An 804-nucleotide genomic window follows, 5' to 3' on the forward strand; every position below is an offset into this window, starting at 1 on the left:
CCTATGGAACGGGCAACGGCAGCGTCCGGCATTCCCCGCCGCCGCCCTCCAACGATTCGATCGACGACACGCTGATGCACGAACTCGAGGCATCGCTGGACGAGTCGCACCCCAAGCCGGCGACCGGAACGCCGGCGGCCAAGCCTTCGCTCGATGACGAGATGACCAAGCTTCTCGGCGAGCTTGCCAGCCACAAGCGCTGATCCGGCAACGGCCTTCGAGAGCAATTCCAGGAAAAGTGCGTAGCGGTTTTCCGTCCGGAATTGCGTGAAAACAAACGGTTGGAGCAGTTCAGCGATTCCAAGAACCGCTGAACCGTTCCAGCCGCGCTGCAATCGGCGGACGCCCGTTCTCCAACACTTTCCGGCAAAAAGCTCCTCAAAACAAAATGGCCGGGAATCCCGGCCATTTTCACAAATTCCAGCCTGCCTGCATCAGTCGTCGCGGTAGACCTACTCGCGGCGCTCGTGACGCTCCTGCGCTTCGATCGACAGCGTCGCGATGGGGCGGGCGTCGAGCCGCTTCAGCGCGATCGGCTCGCCGGTTTCCTCGCAATAGCCGTAGGTGCCTTCGTCGATGCGCTGCAGCGCGGAATCGATTTTCGAGATGAGCTTGCGTTGGCGATCGCGAGCACGCAATTCGATGGCACGGTCGGTTTCGGAAGAGGCGCGGTCGGCTAGGTCGGGATGATTGGCGTTTTCTTGCTGGAGGATTTCGAGGGTTTCACGCGCTTCCCGGAGGATATCGTTCTTCCAGGTGATAAGCTTCATGCGAAAGTAAGATTTCTGCCGTTCGTTCATGAAC

The 804-nt window shown here is 59.8% G+C and carries 1 protein-coding gene and 1 pseudogene; one reads left to right on the plus strand and one right to left on the minus strand.

Annotation, left to right across the window (positions count from 1 at the left end; genetic code table 11):
* Positions 1-203, plus strand: a pseudogene (locus EOA29_RS38530) (hypothetical protein); the annotation flags it as partial.
* A gap of 249 nt (positions 204-452) precedes the next feature.
* On the opposite strand, the gene dksA reads toward EOA29_RS38530, so the two are convergent.
* Positions 453-804 (minus strand): RNA polymerase-binding protein DksA (dksA, locus tag EOA29_RS38535; protein WP_245468792.1); only part of this gene is annotated, 352 nt, incomplete at its 5' end.

Origin of the sequence: Mesorhizobium sp. M1E.F.Ca.ET.063.01.1.1, from assembly GCF_003998155.1 — a bacterium.
Lineage (GTDB): Bacteria > Pseudomonadota > Alphaproteobacteria > Rhizobiales > Rhizobiaceae > Mesorhizobium.